Origin of the sequence: Nocardioides sp. (assembly GCF_014360585.1) — a bacterium.
In the GTDB taxonomy this organism is placed as follows: Bacteria; Actinomycetota; Actinomycetes; order Propionibacteriales; family Nocardioidaceae; genus Nocardioides.
This window is the reverse complement of the sequence record NZ_JACIXG010000005.1, coordinates 99,455-125,159: the sequence shown is the minus strand read 5'-3', so window position 1 is coordinate 125,159 and position 25,705 is coordinate 99,455. Positions and strand designations below refer to the sequence as shown.

General features: G+C 69.7%; 23 protein-coding genes and 1 tRNA gene. 11 read left to right on the top strand and 13 right to left on the bottom strand.

Annotated features, from left to right (window positions below; genetic code table 11):
- The first annotated feature begins 34 nt into the window (after window positions 1–34).
- Window positions 35–107, top strand: a tRNA-Arg gene (locus H5T77_RS03355).
- A gap of 238 nt (window positions 108–345) precedes the next feature.
- Here H5T77_RS03355 and H5T77_RS03350 read toward each other — a convergent pair.
- Entirely contained in the window at window positions 346–768 is a 423-nt protein-coding gene (locus H5T77_RS03350; RefSeq protein WP_292645019.1) for a PRC-barrel domain-containing protein, read from the bottom strand.
- A 108-nt stretch (window positions 769–876) separates the two neighbouring features.
- Between H5T77_RS03350 and H5T77_RS03345 the strand changes: the two genes are divergently transcribed.
- The gene (locus H5T77_RS03345) at window positions 877–1,131 is read left to right on the top strand and encodes a mycothiol transferase (RefSeq protein WP_292645015.1); all 255 of its coding nucleotides are present in this window, start codon (window positions 877–879) and stop codon (window positions 1,129–1,131) included.
- A gap of 81 nt (window positions 1,132–1,212) precedes the next feature.
- On the opposite strand, the gene H5T77_RS03340 is transcribed toward H5T77_RS03345, so the two are convergent.
- The 3 genes from H5T77_RS03340 to H5T77_RS03330 form a co-directional block, all read right to left on the bottom strand.
- The gene (locus H5T77_RS03340; RefSeq protein WP_292645012.1) at window positions 1,213–2,016 is read right to left on the bottom strand and encodes an MmyB family transcriptional regulator; all 804 of its coding nucleotides are present in this window, start codon (window positions 2,014–2,016) and stop codon (window positions 1,213–1,215) included.
- Window positions 2,017–2,076: 60 nt separating this feature from the next.
- Window positions 2,077–2,931, bottom strand: coding sequence for a helix-turn-helix transcriptional regulator (locus H5T77_RS03335; protein ID WP_292645009.1), 855 nt, complete (start codon window positions 2,929–2,931; stop codon window positions 2,077–2,079).
- A gap of 80 nt (window positions 2,932–3,011) precedes the next feature.
- A complete protein-coding gene (locus H5T77_RS03330) occupies window positions 3,012–3,668 on the bottom strand; it encodes an Atu4866 domain-containing protein (protein ID WP_292645007.1) in 657 nt (218 codons plus the stop codon).
- A 225-nt stretch (window positions 3,669–3,893) separates the two neighbouring features.
- Here H5T77_RS03330 and H5T77_RS03325 point away from each other — a divergent pair, with 225 nt between their 5' ends.
- Window positions 3,894–5,240, top strand: a complete 1,347-nt coding sequence (locus H5T77_RS03325; RefSeq protein WP_292645005.1) for a serine/threonine-protein kinase — start codon at window positions 3,894–3,896, stop codon at window positions 5,238–5,240.
- Here the strand turns inward: H5T77_RS03325 and H5T77_RS03320 are convergent.
- Both H5T77_RS03320 and H5T77_RS03315 read right to left on the bottom strand, forming a co-directional pair.
- On the bottom strand, window positions 5,237–5,674 hold the full coding sequence (locus H5T77_RS03320; RefSeq protein WP_292645002.1) for an anthrone oxygenase family protein: 438 nt from the start codon (window positions 5,672–5,674) through the stop codon (window positions 5,237–5,239). The genes H5T77_RS03325 and H5T77_RS03320 overlap by 4 nt on opposite strands.
- The gene (locus H5T77_RS03315; RefSeq protein ID WP_292645000.1) at window positions 5,671–6,459 is read right to left on the bottom strand and encodes an NAD(P)H-binding protein; all 789 of its coding nucleotides are present in this window, start codon (window positions 6,457–6,459) and stop codon (window positions 5,671–5,673) included. The genes H5T77_RS03320 and H5T77_RS03315 overlap by 4 nt, the downstream gene beginning before the upstream one ends.
- A 73-nt stretch (window positions 6,460–6,532) precedes the next feature.
- Here H5T77_RS03315 and H5T77_RS03310 point away from each other — a divergent pair, with 73 nt between their 5' ends.
- Window positions 6,533–7,444 (top strand): AraC family transcriptional regulator, encoded by a 912-nt coding sequence (locus H5T77_RS03310; RefSeq protein ID WP_292644997.1) that lies wholly within the window; start codon window positions 6,533–6,535, stop codon window positions 7,442–7,444.
- Window positions 7,445–7,453: 9 nt separating this feature from the next.
- Here H5T77_RS03310 and H5T77_RS03305 read toward each other — a convergent pair whose 3' ends face one another.
- Both H5T77_RS03305 and H5T77_RS03300 read right to left on the bottom strand, forming a co-directional pair.
- Window positions 7,454–8,680 carry a TerC family protein gene (locus H5T77_RS03305; protein WP_292644994.1) on the bottom strand — a complete coding sequence of 409 codons (1,227 nt, stop codon included), beginning with the start codon at window positions 8,678–8,680 and terminating at the stop codon, window positions 7,454–7,456.
- Between the two features lie 59 nt (window positions 8,681–8,739).
- Window positions 8,740–9,360, bottom strand: a complete 621-nt coding sequence (locus tag H5T77_RS03300; protein ID WP_292644992.1) for a TetR/AcrR family transcriptional regulator — start codon at window positions 9,358–9,360, stop codon at window positions 8,740–8,742.
- A 61-nt stretch (window positions 9,361–9,421) separates the two neighbouring features.
- Between H5T77_RS03300 and H5T77_RS03295 the strand changes: the two genes are divergently transcribed.
- Window positions 9,422–12,121 (top strand): MMPL family transporter, encoded by a 2,700-nt coding sequence (locus tag H5T77_RS03295; RefSeq protein WP_292644990.1) that lies wholly within the window; start codon window positions 9,422–9,424, stop codon window positions 12,119–12,121.
- On the top strand, window positions 12,118–14,205 hold the full coding sequence (locus H5T77_RS03290; protein ID WP_292644987.1) for a YhgE/Pip domain-containing protein: 2,088 nt from the start codon (window positions 12,118–12,120) through the stop codon (window positions 14,203–14,205). The genes H5T77_RS03295 and H5T77_RS03290 overlap by 4 nt, the downstream gene beginning before the upstream one ends.
- A gap of 106 nt (window positions 14,206–14,311) precedes the next feature.
- Here H5T77_RS03290 and H5T77_RS03285 read toward each other — a convergent pair whose 3' ends face one another.
- Window positions 14,312–15,004 carry a nitroreductase gene (locus tag H5T77_RS03285; RefSeq protein WP_292644983.1) on the bottom strand — a complete coding sequence of 231 codons (693 nt, stop codon included), beginning with the start codon at window positions 15,002–15,004 and terminating at the stop codon, window positions 14,312–14,314.
- 213 nt (window positions 15,005–15,217) lie between these two features.
- Here H5T77_RS03285 and H5T77_RS03280 point away from each other — a divergent pair, with 213 nt between their 5' ends.
- From H5T77_RS03280 to H5T77_RS03270, 3 genes are all read left to right on the top strand, one after another.
- A complete protein-coding gene (locus H5T77_RS03280; protein WP_292644982.1) occupies window positions 15,218–16,105 on the top strand; it encodes a hypothetical protein in 888 nt (295 codons plus the stop codon).
- Between the two features lie 74 nt (window positions 16,106–16,179).
- Window positions 16,180–16,947: an SDR family oxidoreductase gene (locus H5T77_RS03275; RefSeq protein ID WP_292644979.1), complete on the top strand. Its 768-nt coding sequence runs from the start codon at window positions 16,180–16,182 to the stop codon at window positions 16,945–16,947.
- 9 nt (window positions 16,948–16,956) lie between these two features.
- Window positions 16,957–18,174: an acetyl-CoA C-acetyltransferase gene (locus H5T77_RS03270; RefSeq protein ID WP_292644977.1), complete on the top strand. Its 1,218-nt coding sequence runs from the start codon at window positions 16,957–16,959 to the stop codon at window positions 18,172–18,174.
- Window positions 18,175–18,333: 159 nt separating this feature from the next.
- On the opposite strand, the gene H5T77_RS03265 is transcribed toward H5T77_RS03270, so the two are convergent.
- Together H5T77_RS03265 and H5T77_RS03260 are read right to left on the bottom strand one after the other, a co-directional pair.
- Window positions 18,334–18,585: a type II toxin-antitoxin system RelE family toxin gene (locus tag H5T77_RS03265; RefSeq protein WP_292644975.1), complete on the bottom strand. Its 252-nt coding sequence runs from the start codon at window positions 18,583–18,585 to the stop codon at window positions 18,334–18,336.
- A 7-nt stretch (window positions 18,586–18,592) separates the two neighbouring features.
- Window positions 18,593–18,853: a ribbon-helix-helix protein, CopG family gene (locus tag H5T77_RS03260; RefSeq protein ID WP_292644973.1), complete on the bottom strand. Its 261-nt coding sequence runs from the start codon at window positions 18,851–18,853 to the stop codon at window positions 18,593–18,595.
- Between the two features lie 83 nt (window positions 18,854–18,936).
- On the opposite strand from H5T77_RS03260, the gene H5T77_RS03255 reads away from it, so the two are divergent.
- On the top strand, window positions 18,937–20,529 hold the full coding sequence (locus tag H5T77_RS03255) for a cation:proton antiporter family protein (RefSeq protein ID WP_292644970.1): 1,593 nt from the start codon (window positions 18,937–18,939) through the stop codon (window positions 20,527–20,529).
- 66 nt (window positions 20,530–20,595) lie between these two features.
- Here H5T77_RS03255 and H5T77_RS03250 read toward each other — a convergent pair whose 3' ends face one another.
- Window positions 20,596–23,385, bottom strand: coding sequence for an FG-GAP-like repeat-containing protein (locus tag H5T77_RS03250; RefSeq protein ID WP_292644967.1), 2,790 nt, complete (start codon window positions 23,383–23,385; stop codon window positions 20,596–20,598).
- Between the two features lie 79 nt (window positions 23,386–23,464).
- Window positions 23,465–25,030, bottom strand: a complete 1,566-nt coding sequence (locus tag H5T77_RS03245; RefSeq protein ID WP_292644964.1) for an AMP-binding protein — start codon at window positions 25,028–25,030, stop codon at window positions 23,465–23,467.
- A gap of 46 nt (window positions 25,031–25,076) precedes the next feature.
- Between H5T77_RS03245 and H5T77_RS03240 the strand changes: the two genes are divergently transcribed.
- Complete coding sequence (locus tag H5T77_RS03240) at window positions 25,077–25,694, top strand: TetR/AcrR family transcriptional regulator (protein ID WP_179660300.1); 618 nt, start codon at window positions 25,077–25,079, stop codon at window positions 25,692–25,694.
- Window positions 25,695–25,705: the final 11 nt, after the last annotated feature.

Genomic DNA, 25,705 nt, shown 5'->3' with positions numbered 1-25,705 from the left:
CCGCTAATCTTCTACACGTTGCTTCGGTAACACTGCGCCTGTAGCTCAACGGATAGAGCATCTGACTACGGATCAGAAGGTTTGGGGTTCGAATCCCTACAGGCGCGCAGAACATGTGCAAATGAGACAAAGACCCCTGACTAGGCAGTACGCCGAACGGGGGTCTTTGTCTGTGTCGGCAAGGAGACCCTCAACCGGGGCACTTGCGCTCAGTTCGCTGGCCAGGGCTGGGTCGGTGACCTCGATCGGGGTTCAACATGCTCGTCACCTGTCGCCCTTGGTTCCGTAGCACCCATGTACCTGACGGGCGGCGTGGCGAGCGGCTGAGCGCCGGCGCGACGTCGCTTAGAGACGGCCCGCCGCGCCGTAGGGGTAGGGCGGGTAGATGTAGCCCGGTGCCCAGTAGGGCGCGACCCCGTAGTAGCCGTAGTAGTCGGGGTAGGTCGACTGCTCGACCAGGTCCGGGTCGTAGTCGGGGCTTCCGGCGATGTGCTCCCGAGTGGTGTTGACCTTGACCCGGTCACCCTCGATGTCGGTGATCGCGTCGACAGGGATGAGGCGCTTCTCCTTGCCGATGCCGAGGAAGCCACCCGAGCCGACCTTGAGGAACCGGACCCGTCGCTCGTCCTCGTCGATGAGCAGACCATCGACATCGCCGACGTCGTCACCGTTGCTGTCCATCACCGAGAACCCGCGCACGTCGTCCGCGATGCTCGCCACTGTCAGGTCGGTGTCGTCCAGGTCGACCAGTGCTGAAGGCTTGGACATGGTTGTGCTCCCTTTCTCCTTGGATGTGTGCCGATCAGGCAGTCACCAGGTACCCACAAGCGGAGAGGCTGACACGATGATGTAGTTGCCGGCCACCTCGGCGGGAAGGTGCTCCCGTCGTCCTCGTCGACCAGGCCGAGCGCAGCGGCCGAGTTCGAGCAAGCGTGCGCAGAGTCTCGCGCCATCACCGCAAACCTTGACCTGGACCACGTCACCACCCACCACCCGACGCGCGGACCGATGACGCTGCGATGGATCTACCAGCGCATGATCGAGGAACTCTCGCGACATGCTGGCCACGCAGACATACTCCGCGAGCAGATCGAAGCAACACGATCAGCCACACGTCCACCGACCCACTGACGCAGCACGGTCTTTCCTGGCCGGGAGGTGGGCGGTCCTCGGCCCAAGAGCTGCCGGAGCGATGATCCTCGCATCGTCACCTCAACGCGGTGCCGACGGCGGGGCGTAGAGGTCGAGCAGGGCGGTGAGGGCCGTGGTCTGGCTGTTCATCGGGAAGAGGACGTGCAGGCTGGTGCGGCCTTTCTGGTCGCTGAAGAGCAGGTCGTGGCGGTAGCTGAGACGGCCGAGCACGGGATGACGCACCCGCAGGCGCACCTGGCGCTGGACCGCGGGGGCGGGGTCAGCGGTCCACCTGCGTTCGAAGGCCGCGCTCTCGGTGCGGAGACGGCGGATCTCCGAAGCGGCCGCCCGGGTGTCGGTGCCGCCCTCTCCCTCGGTCGCCGCAGCGAGCAGCGAGAGCACGGCGCAGCTGGCGTGGTGCCAGTCGGGATAGAAGTCGGGCGCGGCCGTGTCCAGGAACATCATGTCCGCGAGGCTCTCGTCGGTGGTGAATCCGGTGTGCAGCCCGCGCCACCGCGAGTTGGCGGAGACGACCCTCAGGCCGGCGTCGAGGACGCTCGCGGGCAGGTGCTCGAGTGCGGCGAGGGCGCGGGCAAGGGCGGGCAGCGCGTCGTGGGGTCGCGAGTGAGGCCGTGCCGGTCGGGGAGCGAGCGCCAGGAGCTCTCGCCGTTCACCGTCCGAGAGACCGAGGGCCGCGGCGAGGGCTTCGAGCACGCGGCGACTGGGGTTGCGCCGGCGTCCCTGCTCGAGCTGTGCGTAGTAGCCCGTCGAGATCCCGGCTCGTGCCGCGACGTCTTCGCGGCGCAGCTTGGTCCGCCCGTCGAGGATCGAGCCCCCGGCGGTGAGTCGATGGCGTCGTAGGAGGTCGCCGAGCTGGTTGACCACGGATCAACGGTAGGCGGACGACGGCCTCCAGAGGAGGGGCGTGCTGCACCCACCCACGCGTCAGCCGGCGTCGCCGGCCGACGCCTCGTCGAGGGCGGCAGCCTCCTGCGGCGGAAGGTGCTCGGCGAGACCGAGGAGTCGGCGCTCGCTCACGCTGCCCGGCGCGGCCTGGTAGACGACCAGCTCGAACCCGGGCTGGTGGGCCACGTGGAAGGTGAGGAAGTTGATGGTCATCTCGCCGCCGACGACGTGCACTAGGACCTTCTCGTCGCGGGTCTTCGGCTCCACGTCGTACGCCTCCCACAGGGCGGCGAAGTCGGCATCGGCGAGGAGGTTGTCCATCAGCTCGCGGTGCCGTTCGGGAGAGGCCGAGAGTCGAGCCGTCGCACGCAGCGCGGCGACGCACGACTCGGCCGCGCGGTCCCAGTCGGCGTAGAACTCGCGCCCCAGCGGGTGGAGGAACACCATCTCGACGAGGTTGGAGGTGTTGCGGAACGGGGCGAAGAGCGCAGCGGCGGTGCGGTTCATCGCGACGATGTCGAGGAGAGGGTCCAGCACGAACGCCGCCGACCGCTCCCAGGACTCCATCATGGTGAGCAGCGCGGGGTCCACCTGCTGCGGTGCTCCGCCCAGCGGCTCCCACCTGAGGTTGGCCAGGTCGTACAGGTGCTCGGTCTGGTGGCTCGTCAGCTGGAGCGCGCGGGCCAGGGCGTCGACGACCTGCTGCGAGGGACTGTCCTCGCGTCCCTGCTCCAGACGGGTGTAGTAGTCGACGCTGACGCCCGCCATGAGCGCGACCTCGTCACGCCGCAGGCCCGGCACGCGGCGTGCGCCTGACGTGGGCAAGGGGAGCGACTCGGGACTCGCCGCTGCGCGGCGCGCCCGCAGGAAGCTGCCAAGCGTGGTTGCCGTCATGACGTGATCCTAGGGAGCCGGTAGATGGGAGTCGACGGACGCTCGGACAACGCCGTGCAAACGAGCCGTCGGCAGCGTTCCTAGGCCGGCTCCATCACGAATCCGGCGTGGTGCAGCTCCTCGTCGACGAACCGGCCGAAGGCCCAGAAGCCCGAGTCGTCGAGGTAGACGATGCGGTCCCGGTAGAGCCAGAAGGCACCCATGTAGGCGTTGGGCCGTCCGGCACGGGTCTCTTCGTAGCGCCCGCTGCTGTGCAGGTGCTGGTGCAGGTAGTCGGTGCGGTCCACCCACGTGCCCCACCGCGGGTCGCGGGCGCCGGCCGCGTCGGCGTGGGCGAGGCTGTCGATGATCGGCTCGCCGTCGCGCGCCACGATCCGCCCGTCGACGACGGCGAGCACCAGACGCTCGGGAGTCACCACGAGCTGGTGGAGCGCCGCGCTGCGCGTCACGCCGCCGGCCACCACCACGAAGCTCGCCTGGCTGCCTGGGGTGGGCACCGGGGACTCGTCCCGCTCGGGGTGCTCGCTCAGCACGGTCGCGTCGAGCAGGGGAACGAGGGTCGCGCCGGCTGCCGGGATCTCCAGGGTCTGCGACCCTGCGGGGAGCTCTGCATCCGTCACTGCGGTGATCCGCTCGCCCACCACTCGGACGCTGCTCACCAGGCCGTCGTACGCGGGATCCAGGCTGAGAATTCGTGCGTCGCGGACCAGAAGATCGGTGTCGTGTTCGGCTGCCATGCCGCCAACGTAGGGAGGAAGTCGCGCCGCAAACAGGACGTCGTACACCCATGTTCGCGAAGGGCGCACACCCAGGAATCACGTGTTCGATGTGCGCCGCAGGTGCCGCGGATCAGGACGACAACGGCTCAGGCCGTCTCGAGGCGGCTGCGGAGCACCCAGCTCGAAGCGCTGTACGTCACCGCCTGCGCGCTCGAGGTCGCGACCCGGCCCCATAATGTCCCGGTGACCCTTCCCCAGCTCCTCGGGCGCCTGCGCCAGGTCAAGCCTCTCGGTTCCGGCGGATTCGCCGAGGTGTGGCTCTACCGCGACCCGGTCCTCGACTCGCTGGTGGCCGTGAAGGTGCTCAGCGCGCAATGGACTCAGGCGGCCGACATCCGGGAGCGGTTCCTGCAGGAGGCGCGCTTCCTGCGGTCGGTCGACTCGCCCCACGTCGTCTCGGTCCACGACATCGGCGAGACCCCGTCGGGTGCGCCCTACTTCGTGATGTCGTACGCCGACGCGGGAAGCGTCGCGGAGCTGATCACCCAGCACCCGCAAGGCATGCCACCGCAGACGGTGGCCGACGTGGTGGCACAGGCCGCGTCCGGCCTCGACGCATTGCACGCGCTCTCGGTCATCCATCGCGACGTGAAGCCGGCCAACATCCTGCTCACCGGCGGGTCCGACGGTCGGCTGCGTGCGATGGTCGCCGACCTCGGTGTGGCCCGCGCGCTCGACCAGCTCTCGGAGGTGACCCGGCAGATCGGGACGCCTGCCTACATGGCGCCCGAGCAGTTCGACGAGTCGCTGCCGATCGACCATCGCGCCGACGTACGCAGCCTGGGCGCGGTGGCGTGGGCGATGTTCGCGGGTCGCTCACCTGCGCCCGCGTTGACGGTCGTGTCCCGGGTTCCCGACCTCGGCACGGTCGCGCCCGTGCCGGCAACGGTGTCCGCGGTGATCATGCGTGCCCTGGAGCCGAGGGCCGAGGACCGCTGGCCGGATGCGGGGAGCTTCGCCGCAGCGCTCACCGCTGCGGCCGATGGGCGGGCGGTCGTCGTACCTCCTCCTTCGGACGCGCAGACCGTGCTCCGTTCGCCGGCCTCGACGCAGCCCCAGCCTCAGCCGACGCAGGCGCCGCCCGCGCGCCGCCGGCGCACCGCCGTCCTCGTCGCGGCCGCAGTCGGCCTGGCGCTGGTGCTTGGCGGTGCGGCGACCTGGTTCGTGGCGCGTGGCGGTCCGGCCGAGGATCCGGCCAGCGGCGCGGAGACCGCGGCTGGGAAGCCGGTCAGCGGAGCGGAGACCGCGGCCGTTCGGTTCATCGACGCGCTCCAGGCAGGTGAATGCGAGGCCGCCGGCCTCTACATGCCTGACCTCGACGACCCGGCCGCGTGGAACTGTACCGACGACGCCAACGGCGGCGACGGCTTCTACTACCACATCCTCGAAGACCTCGACGCCGCCGGCGAGCGGCGGATCGAGGACCTCGGGGACGGGCTCTTCCGGGTGGTCTGGGTGGACCAGGGCTACGTCAACATGCAGCGCCAGGAGGACACCCTGTTCAAGGTGCAGGCGGTCGTCTGCTGCTAGCCCGAGATCCGGGTGACGGTCCCGGTCAGGCTGAGAAGCACGAAGGCGCCGGTTGCGGCGAGGGTTCGGAGCGTGTGGAAGATCAGCCACGGCTTCTCGAACGCGGACACGGAGCCGCCGTTCGCCAGGGCGTCGTTCAGCGGCAGGTTCGCCGCGAAGGTGATGACGACGGCGGCGACGGCGAGGCAGGCGGCGGCGATGGCGAGGTGGCTCCGGTGCCATCCGAGGAGCATCAGGGCCAGTAGCGGGGCGCCCAGGAAGAAGGCCAGGAACACCGGGTTGACGATGACCACGTTGAGCCGGTTCATCACCCGGGCGTAGACATCGTCAGGCTGGCCGTGCAGCGCCGGCATGAATGCGACAAGGAAGGCGATGTAGATGCCGGCGGTGACGCCGTTGAGCAGCCTCGCGCCGGTGAGTACCGCCTCGCTCATGCCTGCTCACCCCGGTCGAGATCATCGATGCTCCGAGCAGCGCGGCCCAGGACTGCCTCGACGTCGCTGGTCACGTATGCGTTGCGTCCGTCGAGAACCTCCTCGAACAGGTACGCCAGCCCGGCCGCGTCGGGCGCGGGGAACCCGGCCGCGGTCAGGACTGCGACGTAGTCCTCGGTGGGCATGGAGCGGTACGTGACGGTGGGCCCGCCGATGGCGTGCGCGGCCTCCTCGAAGGTGAGCAGCTGAGGCCCGGTAAGCTCCAGGACCCGGCCGACGTACGCCTTGTCGAGGAGGGTCGCGACGGCGACGTCGGCGATGTCGTCGGCGTCGACGAACGGCTCGGCAACGGTGTGCTCGACCATGGTGAGCGACCCGGCCGCGAGCTCGTCCGCGAACGCACCTTCGGTGAAGTTCTGCACGAAGAAGGCCGAACGCAGGATCGTCCACTCAGCGCCCGAGGCCATCATGGCCTGCTCGGCTCGCTGGGCACCGTCCTCGCCGCGGCCGGAGAGCAGTACGAGACGGCTGCAGCCCGCGGCGACCGCCTGAGCGGCGAACGCGCCGATGCTCTCGTCGGCACCCGGCAGACCGAGGTCCGGCTGGAAGGTCAGATAGGCCGACGTGCAGCCGTCGATGGCCTCGGCCCAGGTCGTCTGGTCGTGCCAGTCGAACCGGGGCGTCGAGTGGCGGGTGACCCCACGTACGTCGTGGTCGAGGGTCTGGAGGCGGCGGGCGACGCGCTGGCCGGTCTTGCCGGTGGCGCCGGTGACGAGAGTTGTCATGCCTCTAATCTGGCTCACCAGGAGAGACGTTGGAATACGCATGGCTCCAGGTGCCATGCGTTATCGTCTCACCATGTCGTCACTCGATCTGCTCATGGACGGCCCGCGGGCCCAGGCCGCCTTCCTGTTGAAGACGGTGTTCGCCGGCGAGTGGTCGATCACCGCCGAGGACGAGGTGCCGCTCACGGTCATCGCAATCGCACGCGGCGAGGCAGTCTTCACCGGCTGCGAGGGACCGCAGGAGGTGGCGGCAGGGGACGTGATCGTGTGCCGCGGGCCGGCGACCTATGTCATCGCCGACTCGGCCGATCGCCCTGCCGACATCCGGATCCTGCCCGGCCAGGTCTGTGTCGACCCGAGCGGTGCCCTGCTGGCCGAGGAGCTGGCGCTGGGCGTACGCACCTGGGGCAACAGCCGCTCGCCTGAGGCAACCGTGATGCTCATCGGGACCTATGAGCGCGAGACCTCGGTGGGCTCGCTGCTGTTGTCCCAGCTGCCGACCAGCGTGGTGCTGCGTGGCTTCGACACCGCCGTTCTCGACCTGCTGTCGACAGAGCTGGTGCGTGAGGAGGCCGGACAGGCGGCTCTGCTCGACCGACTGCTGGACGTACTCGTGGTCAAAGCTGTGCGGGATGTGCTCGCGGACTCACCGGCACTACCGGCCGACGACGCCGTGGCCGCGGTGCTGCGGGCGATGGAGCAGCACCCCGAGCTGCCCTGGACGGTCGCTGGTCTCGGTGAGCAGGTCGGTCTCTCGCGAGCCGCTCTGGCGCGACGCTTCACTGAGCAGGTCGGCGAGCCACCGCTGGCGTACCTGACCCGGTGGCGGCTCGCTCTGGCCGCAGACCTGCTGGTCGGCACGGACCTGACCCTGTCGGCGATCGCCGCCCGCGTCGGCTACGCCAACCCGTTCGCGCTCAGCGCTGCCTTCAAGCGCGTCCACGGCACCTCGCCGACCTCCTACCGGAGCCGCCATGTCGCCTGAGGCCCTGGCCTACTCCTCGCGGACGATCTTCGGCGGCCCCGCCGATGACGCCTCGCCGCGCTCGACGGCGGCGGTGTGGCTGGTGAGGGCGCGTTCGAGGAGCTCCATGAGAGGGGTCTCCTCGCGCGCCATCTGCAGGTAGTCCGGGCCGAGGGAGACGATGAGGTCGCGCTCGGCGAGGAGGGCGTTGTGGATGCGCTCGCGCTCGGCGGGGTCGCTGGTGTACTCCGAGTCCAGGTATGCGGCGGCGTGCCGACGGGCGTTGGCGATGGCGTTCTTGGCCCGGCCGCGCTTGCTGAAGAGGGAGGCGACGACGGTGACCACGAGTACGCCGAGGATGACGCTCAAGGACAGGCCGGTGCTGATCTCGGCCACGTGCACGGGATCGCCGTCGTTGATGAACGGGACGTTGTTCTCGTGGAGCGCGTGCAGGACCAGCTTCACGCCGATGAAGGCGAGGATCGCGGCCAGCCCGTAGGACAGGAAGATGAGCCGGTCGAGAAGGCCGTCGAGCAGGAAGTAGAGCTGGCGCAGGCCCAGCAGGGAGAACGCCGTCGCGGTGAAGACGAGATAGACGTTCTGCGTCAGCCCGAAGATCGCGGGGATCGAGTCGAGCGCGAACAGGATGTCGGTGCCGCCGATGGCCACCATCACCAGCAGCATCGGCGTCAGGATGCGCTTGCCGTTCTCCACCGTGAAGAGCTTGTCGCCGTCGTAGTGCTCGCTGACGTGGAACATCTTCCTGGCCAGCCGGACGATGAAGTTCTCCCCGTGGGAGTCGTCGTCGGGCTTCAGCATGTTGCCGGCCGTCAGCAGCAGGATCAGCCCGAACAGGTAGAACACCCAGGCGAAGTTGTTGATCAGAGCGGCGCCCACGAAGATGAACCCGGTGCGCGCGATCAGCGAGAAGGTGATCCCGAAGAGCAGCACCTTCTGCTGGTCCTCGCGGGGCACTCGGAAGCTGGTGATGATGATCAGGAAGACGAACAGGTTGTCGACCGAGAGCGCCTTCTCGGTGATGTAGCCGGCAAAGTACTCCCCGCCCATCGTGCCGCCGCCGATGATCAGCACGCCGACGCCGAACAGCAGCGCGATCGCGACGTAGAGCGCCGACCAGGCGGCCGCCTCCTTCAGCGTGGGCGTGTGGGCCTTGCGTACGTGGAAGAAGTAGTCGAACCCGAGCAGGCCGACGATCGCGACCACGGTGGCCACCCACACCCATGTCGGTGTGCCCATGCTGACAACCCCCTGAGAGTCGATCTGCGAGTCGGTCCGAGTGAGACTCGCGGTTCAGCCTAGGCGGAGGTGCGCGGGATCGACACCCCATCGAGGATCTGGGGGAGCGCGTCGTCGAGAAGCCGGTCGGCACGAGGGTCGTCGGGCCGGATCGTTCGCATCGTGAGGCTGTGCAGGAACACGCCCATCATCGTCTGGGCGAGGAGGTCGGTCGGCATCGTGGAGGTGCAGTCGAGGCGGTCCAGGGCGAGCTCGACCACCTCGACGAGCTGCTCGCTGAGCGCCGTGAAGGTCGCCGAGCTGATCTCTCGCGCATCAGGGTCGCGCAGGCTCTGCAGCACGACCTCGCTCTGCAGGACGTACCAGCGGTCCTGCATGGGGCCGACCGCATCGAAGGCCGCTCTGATCAGCGATCCGCTCGAGTCGGCGTCGTTGTGCTCGGCGACGGCGGTGCGTACGGCCTCGATCAGCCTCTCGGACTCCTCCTTGAATGCCTCGAGGAGCACCTCTTCGACGCTGCCGAAGTTGGAGTAGAAGGCTCCGCGCGTGTAGCCGGCGGCGCTGACCAGGTCGTCGACGGTGACTCGGCGCGCCCCGCGCTCGACGAAGACGTCGACGGCCGCGGCCAACAGCCGCGCGCGGGTGTTCGTACGTCGCCTGGGGGCCTTCACCTCGGTCATGTAGCAATCCTCACATACACCGACGATACGTTTTTGTATTGAATGCGTTAATGTATCGAATGTGTCCTCCTACCTCTACCGCCTCGGCCGGCAGGTCGCGCGCCGAGCCAAGACCGTGCTGGCCCTCTGGCTCCTGCTCGCTGTGCTGCTGGGCGCACTGACGGTCTCGCTCGGCGGCAAGCTGCAGAACGACTTCACGATCCCGGGCACGGAGTCCCAGCAGGGCCTCGATGCGCTCACGCAGCGCTTCCCCGAGGTCTCCGGGACCTCGGCCCAGCTGGTCTTCGTGGCTCCCGAGGGGGAGAAGATCGAGGACCACCGCGCGGAGGTCCGGGCGGTGCTCGCGGAGGTCGAGAAGGTGGACCACGTCGCGACGGTCACCGACCCGCTGGCGTCGGAGAACCGGACGGTGAGCGACGACGGCCGCGATGCGCTGGCGACGGTGCAGCTCGACCGCGGTCTCGACGAGCTCCCCGAGGGCGTGACCGAGGATCTGGAGAAGGCCGCGGAGCTGCCGGAGGGGTCTCCGGTCGAGCTCCACATCGGCGGGGATGCGTACTCCGTCACGGGGGTGCACGTCAGCGCGACCGAGGCAATCGGCCTGCTGATCGCCCTGCTGGTCCTCGCAATCACGTTCGGGTCGTTGCTGGCGGCCGGCCTGCCGATCCTGACCGCGCTGCTCGGGGTGGCGATCGCGATGGCCGGGATCTTCTCCGTCGCCGCGGTCACCACGATCTCGGCCACGACCCCGACCCTCGCGCTGATGATCGGGCTCGCGGTCGGCATCGACTACGCGCTGTTCGTGATCGCCCGCCACCGCAGCCAGCTGGCCACCGGTCTCGGGGTGGAGGAGTCGATCGCCCGGGCGGTCGCGACCGCCGGAAGCGCGGTCATCTTCGCGGGCGTCACGGTCATCATCGCGCTGTGCGGCCTCGTGGTCGCGGGCATCCCGTTCCTGGCGGTGATGGGGTACGCAGCGGCCTCGGCCGTCTTGGTCGCGGTGCTCGTCGCGCTCACCGCCGTGCCGGCTCTTCTTGCGCTCGCGGGGGAGCGGCTCCGACCGAAGCTCGGGTCTCGGGCCCATCGGCGTGAGGCTGCCGCGGAGGGGCGGCCTCACGCCACTCTCGGGGCTCGCTGGGTGCGGCTGGTGACCAAGGTGCCTGTCCTCACCGTCGTGGTCTCGCTGCTGGTGATCGCCGTCCTGGCGATCCCGGCGCGCGACCTCGCACTGGGACTGAGCGACAACGGCAGTGCCGAGCCGGGGAGCAGCCAGCGGGAGACGTACGACCTGATCAGCCGTGACTTCGGGCCGGGCTACAACGCGCCGCTGTTCGTGACCGCGGACATCATCGACACCACCGACCCGATCGGGGTGATGGACTCTCTGGGTGAGTCGCTGGGGGCCTACGACGGTGTCCAGAAGGTAGCGCTGGCCACCCCGAACCGGACCGCCGACCTCGGGCTCGTGGTGATCTACCCGACCACCGAGAAGAGCGATCCGGCGACAGCGGAGCTGGTCGAGGCGATCCGTGCCGACAACGCCTCGCTGGAGAAGCGGTTCGGGATCGAGGACGTGATGGTCACCGGGCAGACCGCGGTCGCCATCGACGTCAGCGCCCGCCTCTCCGGCGCGATCCTGCCGTTCGGCGCTGTCGTCGTCGGTCTGTCGCTGATCCTGCTGACGATCGTGTTCCGCTCGATCGCGGTCCCGTTGAAGGCGACCTTGGGCTATGTGCTGTCGGTGGCGGCGTCGTTCGGCGTCGTCGCCGCGGTCTTCGAGTGGGGCTGGGGCGCCGACCTGTTCAACGTCGCGAAGGTCGGCCCGGTGATCGCGTTCTTCCCGATCATCCTGATGGGCGTGCTCTTCGGCCTCGCGATGGACTACGAGGTGTTCCTGGTCTCCCGGATGCGGGAGGACTTCGTCCACACCGGGGATGCGCGGCGCTCAGTCGACACCGGGTTCACCGCCAGCGCCCGCGTCGTCACCGCCGCGGCGATCATCATGATCGCCGTCTTCGCAGCCTTCGTCCCGAACGGGGACCCGATCGTGAAACCGATGGCACTCGGTCTCACTGTGGGGGTGCTCATCGATGCGTTCCTGGTGCGGATGACGCTGGTGCCGGCGGTGCTCGCCCTGCTCGGGCCCCGGGCCTGGTGGCTGCCGCGCTGGCTGGACCGCCGGATGCCGGTCCTCGACATCGAGGGCGAGGCGCTCGTCCACCATCTCGAGCACGCCGACTTCGTGGACTCGCACGGCGAGGTCGCGGTTCGGGGGCGGCACGTCGCGGTGCCCGGTGCGCTCGCTCCGCTCGACCTGACGCTTCGGCCGGCCGGGATCGGCGTCGTCCACGGGTCCGATCCCGTGGCGCGCTCTGCCGCGCTCGCTGCCGTCACCGGCCGGCTCGGGTTCGAGGGGCAGCTGGTGGTGCTCGACCGGCTGCTGCCCGAGGAGTCCGGAGCGGTACGCGCCCGGGCGGCTCTCGTCGGCAGCGTTGCCGAGGCGCTTCGGCTCGCCGAGGCCCGGCGGGTGCCGGCGCTGGTCGCGATCGACAGTCCCTCCTCGCTCGACAGCGGCCAGATCGCTGCCCTGTCCGCGCTGACCTCGCGAGGCGCCACGGTGCTTCTCGGGATGCCGTCGTTGCCCGCCGTGCCACAGGTCGCGGATGCGATCGCTCGCGCCGTGCCGCCTGCCGACACCCAACCTCAGACCGAGCTCGCTGATGCCGTTGCTCCGGTCGCCGACCTGGAGACAGTCCGATGAAACGTACGAAATCATGGTGGGGCGGCCGCCGCCTGGTCGCCGCCGCGATCCTGCTGCCGGTCGTCGTGACTGCGCTCGCGCTCGTCGCGCTCGGCGACCGCACCGAGAACCTCGACCAGGTCCCCGCCGCCGTCGTCAACCTCGACGAACCGGTGACGACGGGCAGTGGGAAGAACAAGCAGACGATCTACGCCGGGAGAGCGCTGGCCGCCGACCTCGTCTCCTCCTCGGGGTCGTCTAGCCCCACGCTCGGCTGGGAGCTCACCGACGAGGAGGACGCGCGCTCGGGTTACGCCGACGGGACGTACGCGGCGGTGATCACGATCCCGGAGGATCTGTCCAAGACGCTGTCCGGGGTTCAGGGGAGCGACCCCGGCGCCGGCCGGGTGAGCGTGGAGGCGTCCGACGCCTCGAGCGAGTTGACCGCCGAGATCGCACGGCAGGTCGCGCGGCAGTCGGCATCGACCCTGGGTCGTACGGTCACCACCACCTATCTCGACGGGGTCCGCGACCAGACCGGGAAGCTCAAGTCCAGCCTGACCTCGGCCGCTGACGGTGCCGACCAGCTCGCCGACGGCACCTCTGCCGCCGACTCGGGGGCGGGGAAGGTCGCCGACGGCGCCAGGTCGCTCAGCTCTGGTGCCTCCGGGGCAGCCGATGGCGCCGCGCAGGTCGCGGGCGGGGTCGACTCGCTCGCCGGTGGTCTCGGCCGGCTCGAGAGCGGGGCGGGCTCGTTGGCGAGGGGTGCGGGGAAGGCGTCGAAGGGGGCCTCCTCGCTGGCCGCCGGAGTCGACTCGCTCGCTGGTGGTCTCGGTCGGCTCGAGAGCTCGACCGCGGAGCTCCCGGCGCAGACCTCGGCGCTCGCGACCGGCGCCGCGCAGGTGTCGGACGGAGTGGACGGCTACACCCAGCTCGCCAAGGGCTGGGCGCAGGCGTGCGCGAGCGACCCGCTGCTCGCGGCCTCCAAGCCGCAGCTGTGCGGCGCCACCGGCGCGGCGGTCGGACCCGGCGGTGGGCAGGCCGACCAGCTCGCCGCCGGTGCGGCTTCGGTCGCCTCAGGAGCATCGGCGCTGTCGCAGGCGGCTCCCGAGCTGGCCGGCGGGATCTCGACGGCGGCGGACGGGGCCGAGAAGGTCGCGTCCGGGGCCTCGCAGGTCGCCGACGCGAACGCCCGGCTCGCTGCGGGGGCGCGTGAGCTCGAGAGCGGTCTCGGCAAGGCGGGCGACGGCGCCTCTTCGCTGGCCTCCGGTGCCGACCGGCTCGCCTCCGGGACCAAGCAGCTCGAGAGCGGGTCGGCGTCGCTGGCCACGGGCGCTGACGATCTGTCCGCCGGGGCCTCCTCGTTGACCGAGGGCGCGTCCTCGTTGGCTTCCGGGCTCGACGAGGGTGCCTCGCAGATCGCGGTCCCGGGTGAGAAGCAGGCCGAGGTCGTCGCCGACCCGGTGCAGGTCTCGGTCGCCTCGGAGACCACCACCTCGGGGGCGACCCGGCTGGCGCCGGCGGTGATCGCGCTGGCGCTGTGGCTGGGTGCGTTCGCGATCTATCTGCTGCGTTCGGCCTTCCCGGTCAGGCGGCTGCGGGAGGCGCTCCCGGCACGTCGCCTCGCGTTGCTCGGCCTGTGGCCCGCCGTGGCAGTCGGGCTGGTGCAGGCGGTGCTCATCGTCGTCGTGGTCGGTGCGCTCGGCGCCGACCTATCCCAGCCTGTCGCCACGGCTGGGATCGCGATGCTCGCTGCGGCGGTGTTCGTCGCGGTGCACCAGGCTGCGGTCGCGCTCGCCGGTCAGCGTCGGGGCTGGCTGATCTCGCTGGCCTTCCTCGCTCTGCAGCTGGTCTCGCTCGGCGGACTGCTGCCGGTGACCACGGCGCCGGGGCCGTTCGACGCACTCGCCGGGATCCTTCCGGTCCCGCTCGCCGCCGAGGCGCTGCGCGGGGTCGCCGTCGCGCAGAGCGGAGCGGCGGTGGGTGCCTCGCTCCCCGGCCTGGTGCTCTGGCTCCTGCTGGCGCTCGCGGTCAGCGTCTTCGCGGCCGGGCGGGCGCAGCGTACGTCGGTGGCGGAGATCCGTGGGGCGGCGGTTTCTGCCTGAGCGGTGCCGGTGTGGGGCACGTGTAACACGTCGTTCGTAGGACTATCCGGTCGTTATAAAAGGCGAGTAGACCTACGAACGACGTGTTACAGCTCGGCGCGGAGGCTCAGAGCGAGGTGTCGTGCAGCACGATGTGCTCGTCGAGCGGTGCGCGGCCGATATCGACGCGATTCACCGAGGCGTCGGGGTCGGCGGTGCCGAACGAGATGCCGTAGAGCAGCTTGCGGTCGGCGGGTAGGCCGAGGTGGGCGCGGACGGTGTCGGCGAAGAGGCCGTGCATGCCCTGGGGGACGCCGTGGTAGCCGCGGGCGGTGAGGGAGAGCAGGAAGTTCTGGGCGTACATGCCGACGTCGTTGGCGGCGCGTACGACGTCGCCGAGCTGAGGCACGAAGAGCAGGGCCACGTGGGGCGCACCGTAGAAGCGAAGGTTCTCGGCGACGGCCTTGGCGCGTCCTTCCTGGTCGTCCCGGGCGATGCCCAGGGCGCCGTAGAGGGTGGCCCCGGCGTGCTGTGAGCGCTGGACGTGGACGCTGTCGTCGTCGCCGTACGTCGTGGTGAAGTCGGGGCTCATCTGGCCAGCCTCGAACGCCTTGAGCATCGCCTCACTGAGGCGCTCGCGGGCGTCGCCGGAGAAGACGTGGACCTCCCACGGCTGGGTGTTGCTGTGCGACGGGGCGCGCTGGGCGTCCTCGAGCACACCGCGGATGTCGTCGGCGGGCACCGGGTCGGGTAGGAACGCTCGCGCAGAACGGCGCGAACGGATCACGTCCGTGAAGGTGTCGACGGCGGTCGTGGTCACAAGAAGGTCCTCTCAGGTCTGCCGAGGCTGATCGCCTCGATCCACTCCTGACAAAAGACGGAGGGACTCTCCGGTATTCCGAGGGCGGTGCGAAGGTGGCCGATCCCACAGTCCCAGGTCCTACCCGGTTCGGGTGATACCCGGGGATCGGACGGAGGCCTTTGCCGCGGCGCGACGAAGACTCGAGGTCCGACCTATCTGAGGGGGAAACCCATGATCCGAAAGCTCGTCTGCGCGGTCGCGGCGGGGGTCGCCGCGGCGGCGCTCTGGTCGATGCCGGCCTCGTCTGCGCCCTTGCTGCAGCTCTCCGGCGCGATCTTCACCACCGACGTGTCCGGTGCGCCCGTCAACCTCAACCACTACGCCGCCAAACAGGACGTCTATCTCAACGGCGGTCCCGGCATCAACGCGCCTGATGACGCGGCCGGCCTGCCTGCCGGGATCTACGCCTTCCAGGTGACCGATCCCTCCGGGAAGTCGCTGCTCTCCACCGATCCAGTCGCCTGCCGCCGGGTCGAGGTCGACGCCAGCGGCCGCTTCGTCAGTGTCGCGCCGAGCGGCGACTGCGCTCACGCGACCGGCACCGACGCGGAGGACGCCGGCATCACCGTGCAGCTGTTCCCCTTCCTCGACACCCCGAACAACGGTGGCGAGTACAAGGTCTGGCTGACTCCGTACGACGCGCTCGACTCCACCGCTCCGGGCAGCCGGCACGGCTTCGTCCCGGCCGACAGCAAGACCGACAACTTCAAGGTCCGGGCCCGGGCGATCGTCGAGATCGACACCCGGTTCTCGCGGCACGGCGGGCCGTTCATCGACGGCCTGGCTGCCGAGTGGACCGACACGCTGGGTGCGCACAACGTGAAGTATTCCGAGTACAACCCGGCGGTTCTCGCCTTCCATGAGGCGCACGTCGAGGCGGCGGAGGCAGGGCTGCACAAGATCACCGTGACCGATCAGGCCGGCTGCGAGATCGATGACGTGCACTACGCCGGGCGGACTTTCCTGCCCAACGCGAACGGCTCTGTCGCCGTCCCGGTGCAGGTCAAGAAGCACATGAACGGTGATCACACCTACTGGGTCGACGTGCACTGCGTCTGACGTCACGATCCTCGGAACCGGTCACCGGGATATCAACCTAGCATTTGCTTGGTAGCCGCTCTAGACTGCCGAGCATGGCAGTCGAGATCGACTTCAGCGGCCAGGTGGTCGCGGTGACCGGCGGCGCCCGTGGTGTGGGTGCCGGGATCGTCGCGCGGTTCCTGGAGGCCGGCGCGGAGGTGGAGATCTGTGGGCGCTCCGAGCCCGAGGAGCTTCCCGTCGTCGACGGGCGCACGCCGGTGTTCTCCCAGGTCGACGTGCGCGATCCCGAGCAGGTCGCGGCGTGGATCGCCGCGATCACCGCGCGGCTCGGGCGGCTCGACGTGGTCGTCAACAATGCCGGTGGCGCGCCCTACGCCGACTTCGCGACCGCGTCCCCGCGCTTCCACGAGAAGATCTCCGCGATCAACTTCCTGGCCACCGCCTACGTCTGCCAGGCGGCATACGACGCCCTGAAGGCCTCGCGCGGGTCCATCGTCAACATCAGCTCGATCTCGGCACGGCGCCCCAGCCCCGGCACCGCGATCTATGGGGCGGCGAAAGCCGCTGTCGAGAGCCTGACCGGGTCGATCGCGGTGGAATGGGCGCCCGACGTACGCGTCAACGCGGTCTCCTGCGGGATCGTCGCCACCCCGGGCTCCGAGGACCACTACGGCAGCCCGGAGCAGCGGGCGGCGGTCGCCGCGACCATCCCGCGCGGGGTCTTCGCGACCCCCGAGGAGGTCGGGGACGCCTGCCTGATGCTCGCGTCGCCGCTCGCCGCGCACATCACCGGCGCGGTCCTCGCCGTCGACGGCGGCGGGGAGTGGCCCGCCTTCCTCCAGCACACCCCCAACTCCTGAGGAGAAACCGTGCCCGAAGCAGTCATCGTCTCGGCCGCCCGCTCACCGATCGGCCGCGCCTTCAAGGGATCGCTGAAGGACCTGCGTCCCGACGAGCTGGCCGAGCAGATCGTACGCAGCGCGCTCTCTGCCGTTCCGGAGCTGGACCCGGCGCGGATCGACGACCTGATGATGGGCTGCGCCCAGCCCGCGGGGGAGCAGGGCTACAACATCGGCCGGGTCGTCGGCGTACGCCTCGGTCTGGACGCCGTTCCCGGCACCACCGTCCACCGCTACTGCGCATCGTCGTTGCAGACCACTCGGATGGCCTTCCACGCGATCCGCGCGGGCGAGGGGGACGCCTTCGTCTCCGCCGGCGTGGAGTGCGTGTCCCGCTACGAGCGCGGCAAGGCAGACGGGATGCCGGACACCAAGGCCCCGGAGTTCCTCGCGGCGGGCGAGCGTGGAGCCGCCCGGGTGGCCGCGGGCACGGCCTGGACCGATCCTCGCGCGGCCGGCGAGCTTCCCGACTACCACTTGGCGATGGGTGAGACCGCCGAGAACGTCGCCGAGATGTGCGGCGTCACGCGGGAGGCTCAGGACGAGTGGGGCGTACGTTCCCAGAACCGCGCCGAGGCCGCCGCCGCCCGGGGCTTCTGGGAGCGGGACATCACGCCGGTGACGCTGCCCTCCGGTGAGGTCGTCTCCACCGACGACGGGCCGCGAGCCGGGGTGACGCTGGAGAAGGTCGCCGGCCTCAAACCGGTCTTCCGCGAGAACGGCACCATCACCGCCGGCAACTGCTGCCCACTGAACGACGGCGCGGCCGCGCTGGTGATCATGAGCGACTCCCGCGCCGCCGAGCTAGGGATCACGCCGATGGCCCGGATCGTGTCGACCGGAGTCTCCGGGCTCTCGCCCGAGATCATGGGGCTCGGGCCGGTCGAGGCGTCCCGCCAGGCGCTCGCTCGCGCCGGGCTCACCGCCGATGACATCGACCTGGTCGAGATGAACGAGGCCTTCGCCGCCCAGGTGCTGCCCAGCATCGCCCAGATCGGTCTCGACCCCGAGCGGGTCAACGTCAACGGCGGCGCGATCGCCCTCGGTCACCCCTTCGGCTCCACCGGAGCGCGACTCGCGACCACGCTTCTCCACGGGCTTCAGGAGACCGGCGGCCGCTACGGCCTGGAGACGATGTGCGCCGCCGGCGGCCAGGGCATGGCTCTGGTGATCGAGCGGCTGAGCTGACCTGCCCCCGTCGGTCGAGCCGCGAGCGCCAGCGAGCGTGTCGAGACCAACACGGTCCCCTCCGCGTTCGACAGGACCGTGTTGGTCTCGACACGCCTCCGCCTAGCGGCTCCGGCGGCTCGACCAGCGGGGCGGGGCCCGGCGGCTCGACCAGCGGGGTCAGGCGCTCCGGCGCCCCAGGTGGATGACGGCAACCGTGATGTGGCGCTCCTCGATCACGTAGACGATCCGGTAGCGGCCGACGCGGAGGCGGTAGCGGTCCTTGCCCCACGCGTAGGCGCCCACATCACGAGGGGTCTCGGCCAGGGTGTCGATGGTGTCGAAGACCTGGATCAGGCCGATGGGGTCGTTGTCGACGTACGCCTCGGCCGACCGCAACGCCTCGTCGGCCCAGACGACTTGGTAGGTCACCGGCAGGTCACTGGCCGACGGGGCGGTCGAGGCCGAGGGCACGGCGAGCCTCGGTGTGCGGGGTGTAGCTGACCTCACCGAGCTCGCGGCGCAGGGAGTAGCGCGCGATGGCGAGATCGTCCTCGAGGTCCTCGACGCGCCGGTCGTGGTCGTTGAGGTATGCCCGGATGGCCTCGCGGGCGATCTCCTGCTTGGAGCGGTTCTCCGTACGCGCGCGGTCGGACAGCAGCCGGTCGTCGGCCTCGCTGAGTCGCAGAGTCATTGCCATGGACCCAGCGTAACCGGTGGTGGTATCACGCGGTATCGTTCGCTCGTCGGAAACGTCGAGTTTCAGCCTGGGGGAAGTCCAAGATGTCGCTGACCGCGCTCTATCTGCTCGTCGCACTCGGAGCGGGGCTGGTCGCGATGTTCCTCAGGCTCCCGCCCCTGGTCGGCTTCCTGGCCGCCGGTTTCGGGCTGCACGCCGCCGGCGTCGGCGAGCTGGACGGGCTGGAGACGCTGGCCGACCTCGGCGTCACGCTGCTCCTGTTCGGCATCGGCCTCAAGCTCGACGTCCGATCGCTGCTCCGGCCGGACGTGTGGCTGAGCACCTTCGCCCACCTGGGCTTCAGCATGATCATCGGTGTGGGCCTGCTGGCCGGCATCGCGCCGCTCGGCTTCGCGCTCCTCACCGACGCCGACCTCGGCGAGATGGCGCTGATCGCCTTCGTCCTCTCGTTCTCCTCGACCGTCTTCGCGATCAAGGTCCTCGACGAGCGTCACGACAACAACACCCTCTACGGCCGGATCGCCATCGGTGTGCTGATCATGCAGGACATCGTCGCGGTGGCGTTCCTGACCATCTCCAAGGGTCACTGGCCCTCGCCGTGGGTCTTCGCGCTGGTGCTGCTCCTCCCCGGCGCCTGGCTGGCCCACCGGATGTGGGACCGGATCACCTCCACCGAGCTGACCGCGCTCTTCGGCCTGGCGATGGCGCTCGTGCCGGGCTACTGGCTCTTCGAGACCGTCGGTCTCAAGGGCGACCTCGGGGCGCTGGTGATCGGCGTACTCCTCGGGTCGCACGCCAAGGCGCCGGCGCTGACCAAGGTGCTGTTCAGCATCAAGGAGCTCCTGCTCATCGCGTTCTTCCTGAGCATCGGGCTGACCGGGGTGCCATCGCTCGAGGACCTTGCGCTCGCCGCCGTGCTGCAGATCCTGCTGCCGCTCCAGGCCGCCGCCTACATCGTGATCTTCGCGTTCATGGGGCTGCGCTACCGCACCGCGACCCTGGCCTCGTTCACGCTGACCAACTACTCCGAGTTCGGGTTGATCGTGATCGTCATCGCCTCCGCGACCGGGATGGCGTCGGCCGAGTGGCAGACCGTGCTCGCGGTGGCCACCTCGCTCTCGTTCCTGGTGGCCGCGGTCTTCAATGCGTACGCCGCGAGGTTCGTCAACCTGCTCAACCGAGTGCTGCCGGAGCGGAAGTCCGCGCGGCTCCAGGAGGCCGACCGGCCGATCCACCTCGACGGCGCCAAGGCGCTGGTGGTCGGCATGGGCCGGGTGGGACGTACGACCTACGAGAAGCTGTGCGAGACCCAGGGCTACCAGGTGCTGGGGATCGAGCACGACTCGCTGCGGGCCGACTCGCTCAAGGCGGAGGGCTTCGCTGTCGTCGAGGCCGACGCGACCGACCAAGACTTCTGGGAGCGCGTCAAGAAGGGTGCCGGCATGGAGCTGGTCGTCCTCACGATGCCCTTCCACGGCGACAACCTGCTCGCCATGGATCTGCTCGACAAGCTCGGCTTCGAAGGCACCGTGGCTGCCATCGCCATGCGCCCCGAGGAGCGCGACGAGCTCAAGAAGCGTGGTGCCCACGCCGTCCTGAACCTGTACGCCTCCGCCGGCTCCGACCTCGCCGACAAGGCGCTCCGGGTCAACCAGGAGCGCCGGGCAACGCCTTGACGGCCGAGAACGTACGAGGGCCCGGGCGTCACCGCCCGGGCCCTGCTACGTCTGCTGGTCTGCTGCTCAGCCGAGCAGGTCGTAGCCCGTCGACACCTCGCCGAGGTAGGTGCGGCTCACGCTCGTGCCGCCGGCCCCACGCTGGAAGGCGTAGAGGTAGCCACCCGAACGGGCGAGCAGGTCGCCACCGGCGCCACCGCGCAGGTCCCGGACGCCGAGGACGGCGTTGTAGCCGGAGAGGTTGACCGACAGGGTCCGGTAGGAGACCAGGCCACCGGGGCCGTTGCTCTCGTGGACGACCAGGGAGGTGCCGTTGACGAAGAGCACGTCCGGGGTGTTGCCGGAGTTCCAGCGGCCGACCCCGACCAGACGGGTGCCGGAGGCGGAGGAACGCATCACGATCGAGGCGCCGACCTTGCTGGTGCCCTTGCCCGGCCAGAGCCTGATCCGCCCGTCGGAGGTGCGGCCCATCACGTCGGGGTAACCGTCGCCGGTGACGTCGCCGACGGCGTCGAGCACGCCGACGGAGCCGAGCCCGCTGCCGATCACGACGCCGCTGGAGAAGCCGCCGCTGCCGTTGCCGCGGTAGAGCCGCAGCGTGCCGTCGGAGAGTTTGGCGAGGAGGTCGCCCTTGCCGTCGCGGTTCCAGTCGCCGGCGTTCATCAGGATCCTGGCCGAGGTGAGCCGCAGTCCGGAGTAGATCGGCTTGGCGAGGTTGAGGCGACCGTTGTTGGGCTTCACGTAGAGCGTCGAGCCGGTCTTCATCATCAGGTCCGGCAGGCGGTTGCCGGTGAGGTTGGCAGCCCCGAGGAGCGTGCGGTTCACCCCGGCGTACGGGCCCAGCGGCTTGCCGAAGCCGGATCCGCTGGCGGGGTAGACCCAGCCGCGGCCGGACCTGTCGCGACCGATGAGGTCACCACGGCCGTCGCCGGTGAAGTCGCCGTAGCCGCTGATCTGGACCAGCGACGACCACGACGGGCTACGGGCGGGGAGGCGTACGGCGGTGGTGAAGGTGCCTCGGCCGGTGCCCTTGATGTAGTAGAGCGCCCCGGACTTGCGGCCGATCAGGTCGCGCCTGCCGTCGCGGTTGACGTCTCCGGTCGCGGCCAGGAGCCCGAACCCGCTCAGCGAACGGGTGGTCGTCTTCCGCTCGAAGCCGCCGCGACCGTTGCCGAGGAAGCGGACGAGCTTGCCTGACGACGACTTGCCGACGAGGTCGTTGTGCCGGGTGCCACCGATGTTGCCGACCGCGGTGATCAGCGATACGCCCCGGAACTTGGTGGAGGGGAGGTTTTTGTAGACCGGCGCGAAGGTGCCGTTGCCACGTCCCTTGCGGATGCCCGCCGAGCCGTTCTTTCGGACCAGGACCAGGTCGGCCTTGCCGTCGCCGGTGATGTCCGGGGTGACGAGCTGGGCGCGGACCGTGCTGCCGAAGGTCGTCGACTTCTTGGTGCTGTTGAAGCCGGCGAACCCACCCGTACGCATCGTGAACACCTTGCCGTCGGACTTCCGTCGCGCGACGAGGTCGGAGTGGCTCGTGCCGGCGATGTTGGACTCCAGGTCGCGTCCGGCCCAGCTCTTCTGGAGGCTGGCGGACAGCGTACGGATCGCGGGGATCTTGGCGTAGAGGTTCGCCCCGGGGCACAGGGTGTTACCCGCGTCGCGGTGGCCCTTGATGGCGTGCGAGAACGTCGTGTTGTTGATCTTGACGTTGGTGGCCCCGGCGCTGACACCGTGGAGGGAGAGCTTCCAGGCGTAGAGGGCGCCGTAGGCCTGGATCAGCTCGGGGGTCGGCTGGACGGTCTCGAAGTTGCCGAGCGCGGAGGCGGCGAAGCTGTCGGTGTTGTAGCCGGAGGTGTGGGCACCCTCGACCGGCCTCGCGACGCCACCGTTGCGGCCCTCCCAGATGCGGCCGAACTTGTCGATGAAGAAGTTGTAGCCGACGTCGCGCCAGCGGTTGGTCTGTACGTGGTAGGCGTAGATCCCCCGGATGATCCCAGGCACGTCGGCCGCGGTGTAGTCGTTGGTGCCGGCGGTGTGGTGGACGAAGCCGCCCCGGATCGTGCGGTAGGTCGGCGCGACCTGCTCGCGGAGCGACTCGTCGGCACCCCACTGGGCGCGGCTGTAGATCCTGGGGCTGGGGGTGTAGGTGCTGGCCGCGAGCTCGAGGTCGGCGTCGGTCTTCTTCTTGTGGGTGGACGGGGCCTTGGCCGTGCCCTCGCCGGTGTCGATCTGCGGGAGCTCTTCGACGGTGTCGGCGGGCTTGCCGGGCTCGATGACGGCGAGCTCGAGATCCTCGGGGACCTCGGCCTTCGCCGGGACGACGATCCGGGTCTGGACCTTGTCCACGTGACCGACGAGGAACTCCCGGGTGCCCTCGCGGCTCCCCTTCGCCTCGGCGCTGCCCGCGTCGGGTCCGTGCTCGTCGGGGTGGACCTCCATCGGCCGCCACTTCGACCATTCGCCGTCGGTCTTGGTGCGGACCTTGGCCTTCAAGGTGTCGTGGTCGACGTCGCTGTCCGGGGACCAGGTCATGCCGACGACACCGAAGCCGGTGACGTCCTGGGGGACGCTGGTGAGGACGGTCCGGCGCGGCTCGGTCGCCAGCGTGGTGCCGCCGGTCTTCTCGCCGGTCTTGGTGGTCAGGTCGATCTCGTCGACGTGGGCCTGTACCGGGCCGTCCGGGAGCGTCGCCGGCTTCGACGAGGCCGCCTGGAAGGCGGCCAGGGAGCTGGTCGTGCTCGATCCGGGGCGGGTGAGGTCGAGGTCGAACGTGGTCGGCAGCGCGACCGCGGTCGCGGCACCGACGACGAGGATGATGCCTGAGATGGACGCGATCTTGGCGCGTCGGGGCATTGAAGCCTCCGTGGGGGAAGTAAAGATGGGCTCCGGAAACCTACACCCTGCCCCGGATGGTGTCTCACCAATTTCGGGGTTATCTCGAGCTGTCGCGCAGATCGGTCTTGAGGACCTTGCCGCTGGCGTTGCGCGGAAGGCTGTCGACCAGGACGTACGCCCGCGGCTGCTTGTAGTTGGCGAGTCGGTCCTTGAGCCAGGCGTCGATCGCGTCGGCGGTCAGGCCGTCGCGTACGACGACGAAGGCCTTCCCCACCTGGCCGAGGCGTGCGTCGGGGACGCCGATGACCGCAGCCTCGACGATGCCGGGGTGATCGGCGAGAGCGTTCTCGACCTCGGCGGGATAGACGTTGAAACCGCCGACGGTGAACATGTCCTTGATGCGGTCGGTGATCTTCAGGCAGCCGTGCTCGTCCAGGAAGCCGACGTCGCCGGTGTGGAGCCAGCCATCCTCGTCGATGGCCTCGGCGGTGGCATCGGGATTCTCGAAGTAGCCGAGCATGACGTTGTCGCCGCGGAGCCAGACCTCGCCGTCCTCGCCCGGCTCCGCGTCCTCGCCGGCGGCGGTGACGGTGCGGATCTCCACGCCCTCGACCGCGGGTCCGACCACCTTGGCCACGTGCTCAGGGTCCTCGCCGGGGCGGGTGGTGGTGGCGACCAGGCACTCGGTGAGGCCGTAGGCGCCCTTGACCTCGTCGATCCCGAGGACCTCGCGCATGTCGGCGAAGAGGCTCTCCGGCACGCTCGCGGCACCGGCGATCGCGAAGCGCAGCGAGGAGAGGTCGTACGCCTTCAGGTCGGGGTGGTTGATGAGCGTGGTGAAGATGGTGGGAGCGCCCGGGAGGACCGTGATCTGCTCGTCCTGGATCAGCTTCAGCGCCTGCGCGGGGTCGTAGGTCGCCATCGGGTAGATCGTCGCGCCCGAGGTGAGGGCTGCGAGGAACCCCGCCTTGTAGCCGAAGCCGTGGAAGAACGGGTTGACGATGGCGTAGCGGTCCTCTGGGGTGAGCTTGGCGCCTCGCGCCCAGACATCTGCGATGCCGATCGTCTGGCGCTGAGCGCTCATCACGCCCTTCGGCTTCCCGGTCGTGCCGGAGGTGAACAGCAGGTCGGCGAGGGTGTCGGGGGTGACGGTCGACCTGGCGCCCTCGAGCCGTTCGTCGGAGATCTCCTGGCCGTTGGCGAGGAACTCGTCCCAGCCGATGGCCGAGTCGGCGCCCGAGGCCGTCTGTCCGGCGAGGTCGACGATCGTGAGCAGGTGCTCGGGGCGTGGTCCGGCGTCGTGCAGCATCTGGACGTAGTCGGTGCCGAGGAAGCCGTTGACCGTGACCAGCGCCGTGGCCCTGGACCGCTCGAGGATCTCGCGGGCCTCATGCCCCCGGTAGCGGGTGTTCAGCGGCACCACGGTCGCCCCGATGGTCTGCGCGCCGAGAACCGCGACCGGGAACTCCCAGCGGTTGGGCGCCCAGATCGCGACGCGGTCGCCGCTGCGTACGCCGCCGGCCAGGAAGGCGCGCGCAGCCTTGTCCGCCGCGTCGGCGAGCTCGGTGTAGGTGAGCGTCGTGGGGCCGTCGACGATCGCCGGGTGGTCGGCGTAGGTCTGCTTGGCCCTCTCGATCAGGGCGGGGATCGTGCGCGGGGTCATCCTGCCAAGCGTAGTTGAGCAACTGCTTGTTTGGTAGGCTTCGTCCATGACTGACACGGGGGTTGTGCCGCGAAGGCGGGGGACGGCATCGGGCTCGTCGCGACGAGCCGAGCTGCTCACGCTGGCGGCCGAGATGTTCGCGACCAAGGGGTTCGCCCAGACGACCGTACGTGACATCGCCGATGCCGCCGGGATCCTCTCCGGCTCGCTCTACCACCACTTCCGCTCCAAGGAAGCGATGCTGACCGAGCTGCTGTCCGGGTTCCTCGACGGGCTCAACGCGCGGTTCACCGAGATCGTCGAGGCCGGCGTCGACCCACAGGCCGACCTGGACGGACTGATCGCCGAGTCGTTCAGGACGATCCATCGCGAGCGCCTCTCGGTCGCGCTCTACCAGAACGAGGCCTCGTTCCTGGCGACCGTCGAGGGCTTCGAGTTCGTCGCCGAGCGCTCGCGCGACAACGAGGCCCTGTGGATCCGGGTGATCGAGGCCGGCCAGGCCTCCGGCGTCTTCCAGGCCTCGCTCGACCCGGCGCTGACCTACCGGTTCATCCGGGACGGCGTGTGGTCGACCGTCTCCTGGTATCGGCCTGGGGGTCGGCACACCCCCGAGACGCTCGCGGAGCAGTATCTGAAGCTGCTCCACGCCGGCATCCTCGCCTGACTCGCTCGCTG

What these genes read in the sequence shown, in the direction of transcription:
- H5T77_RS03350 (WP_292645019.1), bottom strand. Translation starts at nt 768, where the DNA reads ATGTCCAAGCCTTCAGCACTGGTCGACCTGGACGACACCGACCTGACA.
- H5T77_RS03335 (WP_292645009.1), bottom strand. Translation starts at nt 2,931, where the DNA reads ATGACGGCAACCACGCTTGGCAGCTTCCTGCGGGCGCGCCGCGCAGCG.
- H5T77_RS03330 (WP_292645007.1), bottom strand. Translation starts at nt 3,668, where the DNA reads ATGGCAGCCGAACACGACACCGATCTTCTGGTCCGCGACGCACGAATT.
- H5T77_RS03320 (WP_292645002.1), bottom strand. Translation starts at nt 5,674, where the DNA reads ATGAGCGAGGCGGTACTCACCGGCGCGAGGCTGCTCAACGGCGTCACC.
- H5T77_RS03315 (WP_292645000.1), bottom strand. Translation starts at nt 6,459, where the DNA reads ATGACAACTCTCGTCACCGGCGCCACCGGCAAGACCGGCCAGCGCGTC.
- H5T77_RS03310 (WP_292644997.1), top strand. Translation starts at nt 6,533, where the DNA reads ATGTCGTCACTCGATCTGCTCATGGACGGCCCGCGGGCCCAGGCCGCC.
- H5T77_RS03305 (WP_292644994.1), bottom strand. Translation starts at nt 8,680, where the DNA reads ATGGGCACACCGACATGGGTGTGGGTGGCCACCGTGGTCGCGATCGTC.
- H5T77_RS03300 (WP_292644992.1), bottom strand. Translation starts at nt 9,360, where the DNA reads ATGACCGAGGTGAAGGCCCCCAGGCGACGTACGAACACCCGCGCGCGG.
- H5T77_RS03290 (WP_292644987.1), top strand. Translation starts at nt 12,118, where the DNA reads ATGAAACGTACGAAATCATGGTGGGGCGGCCGCCGCCTGGTCGCCGCC.
- H5T77_RS03280 (WP_292644982.1), top strand. Translation starts at nt 15,218, where the DNA reads ATGATCCGAAAGCTCGTCTGCGCGGTCGCGGCGGGGGTCGCCGCGGCG.
- H5T77_RS03275 (WP_292644979.1), top strand. Translation starts at nt 16,180, where the DNA reads ATGGCAGTCGAGATCGACTTCAGCGGCCAGGTGGTCGCGGTGACCGGC.
- H5T77_RS03260 (WP_292644973.1), bottom strand. Translation starts at nt 18,853, where the DNA reads ATGGCAATGACTCTGCGACTCAGCGAGGCCGACGACCGGCTGCTGTCC.
- H5T77_RS03255 (WP_292644970.1), top strand. Translation starts at nt 18,937, where the DNA reads ATGTCGCTGACCGCGCTCTATCTGCTCGTCGCACTCGGAGCGGGGCTG.
- H5T77_RS03250 (WP_292644967.1), bottom strand. Translation starts at nt 23,385, where the DNA reads ATGCCCCGACGCGCCAAGATCGCGTCCATCTCAGGCATCATCCTCGTC.
- H5T77_RS03245 (WP_292644964.1), bottom strand. Translation starts at nt 25,030, where the DNA reads ATGACCCCGCGCACGATCCCCGCCCTGATCGAGAGGGCCAAGCAGACC.
- H5T77_RS03240 (WP_179660300.1), top strand. Translation starts at nt 25,077, where the DNA reads ATGACTGACACGGGGGTTGTGCCGCGAAGGCGGGGGACGGCATCGGGC.